This is a genomic window from Acidobacteriota bacterium (genome assembly GCA_009861545.1).
Taxonomy (GTDB): domain Bacteria; phylum Acidobacteriota; class Vicinamibacteria; order Vicinamibacterales; family UBA8438; genus WTFV01.
Genome location: VXME01000050.1, coordinates 1 through 2,318, shown reverse-complemented (window position 1 = coordinate 2,318; position 2,318 = coordinate 1). Strand labels below are relative to the sequence as shown.

The 2,318-nt window shown below is 61.2% G+C and carries 3 protein-coding genes; 1 reads left to right on the top strand and 2 read right to left on the bottom strand.

The window, feature by feature from the left end:
* Positions 1 to 29: 29 nt before the first annotated feature.
* A complete protein-coding gene (locus F4X11_07685) occupies positions 30 to 626 on the top strand; it encodes a phage integrase family protein (GenBank protein ID MYN64893.1) in 597 nt (198 codons plus the stop codon).
* Between the two features lie 417 nt (positions 627 to 1,043).
* On the opposite strand, the gene rnhA is transcribed toward F4X11_07685, so the two are convergent.
* Positions 1,044 to 1,526, bottom strand: coding sequence for a ribonuclease HI (rnhA, locus tag F4X11_07680; GenBank protein MYN64892.1), 483 nt, complete (start codon positions 1,524 to 1,526; stop codon positions 1,044 to 1,046).
* The gene (locus F4X11_07675; protein ID MYN64891.1) at positions 1,526 to 2,113 is read right to left on the bottom strand and encodes a hypothetical protein; all 588 of its coding nucleotides are present in this window, start codon (positions 2,111 to 2,113) and stop codon (positions 1,526 to 1,528) included. Before F4X11_07675 ends, rnhA begins: the two co-directional genes overlap by 1 nt.
* Positions 2,114 to 2,318: the final 205 nt, after the last annotated feature.

Here is a 2,318-nt window from a genome sequence, read left to right as displayed (position 1 = left end):
CGACCTGCAACCACCGCCGACATGCCCTCATGCACTTGGTCCGCACCCTGTACGGTCGCCGCGCGGCCATCGACTTCGAAGATCTCGTACGGTTTCCGCTGCCTCTCCCGCGCCCTCGCTGGGTCGACCGCCAGCACATCGAATCCGTCCTCTTGCACCTGTCGAGCGGAACGAAGACCTCCGCCCGGCTGCGTCTCATGCACTGGACCGGTATGCGGCCTTCCCAGATGGGCCGGCTCACGCCTCTTGACTTTCGGCTCGCCGATCCCGTGCCGTACGTAAACGTCCCCCGCGGCAAGGGTGGTCGACTCGCCGCCATCCCATTGGTCGAGGACGCCCTCCGTGCCGTCCACGACTTCATCGCCGCAGACGCTTTCGGTCCCTGGTCGACGCAGAGCGCGAACAAAGCGATTCAGGCAGCCGCGCGGAAAGCTCACCGGCAGCCCTTCACCGTGTATCAGATCCGTCACTCCTTCGCCACTTGCCTCCGGCACGCCGGCGCTGATCTCGCCGACATTCAGGACCTCTATGGACACACCAACGTCGCCACCACGCGCATCTACGCCGCCCCGACGCTCGCCAAGCAACGCGCTGCCATCCAGCGCCTATATTCCGCCGCTTCCTGAGACCGTCCGCCACACCCCATACGGGTTGTGGGTCATCGCGAACTTCGTGTGGGTACGTAAGGCGGAGAGGTAGCCTCTGCTCCCGGCGAGTCGAGCCGCATCGTGCCTCCTTCGCTTGCGCTTCGCCCTTCGGTGAGTCGCTGCTCGCACTGGCTGAGAGCGTTGTTGTCGGACGGCCGACGCTGTCCCGTGCCAGGCACCGCTACGGGACATCGGCTGCGGCGCGGCCGCACACCCCGGTGCCTCCGTCCGTCCGGAGACGTGGCGGAGCGTTTCGGGCGTGTGCTCCGCCAGGAGCCGGGGCACGCACATGAAATCAAATCCCGAAGTGCCCGACTGCTTTGGTCCCGGCGGCGAGCCTTCCCGCCACACCACGAATCTCCCAATCCCCGTCCGTAGACACCACACCCACGTTCCCTATTTCTCCGATCGCTCGAAACCTTCGTCGACCGGTAGGTCGGCTCCCGCAGCGGCCTCAACAGCCAACTTGTCACACCGCTCGTTTTCCAGATTGCCCGAGTGCCCCCTTACCCATCGAAACTGTACCCTGTGGTCTTGGCACAACTCCAGAAGTTGCGCCCACAGATCGGCATTCAAGGCTTTCGCACTCCTATTCCGTCTCCACCCCTTGCTCTTCCATCGCTCTGCCCACCCCTTTGTCATAGCCTTTACGAGATATTCCGAATCACTATAGAGCACGACCCGGCATTCCTGCTTCAACGCCCTTAGTCCAACGATGGCCGCCACCAATTCCATCCGATTATTCGTCGTTCGCCGAAAACCTCCTGACAGCTCCTTTCTGTGCGCGCCGTGCGCGAGTATTGCAGCGTACCCGCCAGGACCGGGGTTCCCTGTACAGGCCCCATCCGTATGAATCGTTACTTCCTTCTTCGGTGCCATTATGCAAATGCCTTCGTAAGCGCGGTTGGACTAATCTCAAACCCTGCTTCTCTGAGGCGCTCGCAGAGCTTCGGCACCGTTTCCTTCACATGATCATTGAACGAGATATATATGATTCCGCTTGCATCCGACGGCACCTCCAAATGTCCCTTCTTTAATATCGCAACGCGTGGCCTCCCAAAAGCAGCGATCAACATTCCCATTTCCATAACTACATTCTGCCTAGCACGAGGCTCCGCCTCGCTCGCGTTCTCGCCTGCCTTGTACCCCATGTCGTCTGGCGTAAGCAACACAATGCCAAAACGATCGGCAGTCGCAGGAACATGTATTTCCTTCTCCAGCGCTTCGACAATCGTTAGGCCGCCGCCACTAGTATTCGCGAGGACAAACGGTTCCAAATCCAGTTTATGTAGGACCAGCTCGAGCTGCTCACGCGCGCGCTCGTCATGACCGTGCACGACAAACACCTTCTTGGCATTACTGGTGCCCGCTGGGCTCGCTCCGACATCGCCAACCGTCGGAGCCTCGGGCTGTCCGCCGTCCGGTACTTTCACCATTCCACCCGCCGACAGTGCCTCCGACACCATCGCCTCCAGCGTCGCACACGACTGTCGCGGACCCTGGCACAGTAAGGTGCCGGTAGATGGCCACCAGTTCAACACCGCTCCGCTGTCAGCTCGGTAAACCCTCTTCTTGCTGTCACCCGACCACTCTCCTGGATGTCCGAGCGCCGCCAGCTGAACCGTACCGGGTTTTCCAGAGACTGAATTACGTGACTCCGGCCACCATGGC